Here is a 347-nt window from a genome sequence, read left to right on the forward strand (position 1 = left end):
GATTGCCGGCGGCGCCGGGGGCATGGGTCTGGCGACCGGGCTGCGCTTCGCCGCTGACGGCGAGCTGATCGCGCTTGCCGATCTTCCCGGTCCCAAGCTCGACGCCGCCGTGGCGACTATTGCCGCGACCGGGGCGGACGCAATCGGTCTGCCGCTCGACATCCGCTCCGTCGCCGCCTGCCGCGACGTGGTGGGCAAGGCCAGGGACTGGGGCGGCACGATCGACATCCTCGTCAATGCCGCCGGAGTCTGGCTCGAAGGGCCGGCTAACGAGGTCGCGGAAGACCAGTGGGACCTCGTGCTGGACGTCAATCTCAAGGGCGCGTTCTTCCTGATCTCGGCGGCCA

General features: G+C 70.0%; 1 protein-coding gene. It reads left to right on the forward strand.

What is annotated here, in order from left to right; translation table 11 throughout:
* Positions 1–347: SDR family oxidoreductase (locus EN852_RS37000; RefSeq protein WP_135879773.1), on the forward strand; the 347-nt coding region annotated here is incomplete at both ends.

The sequence above is a fragment of the Mesorhizobium sp. M2E.F.Ca.ET.209.01.1.1 genome (genome assembly GCF_004010375.2).
GTDB lineage: Bacteria > Pseudomonadota > Alphaproteobacteria > Rhizobiales > Rhizobiaceae > Mesorhizobium.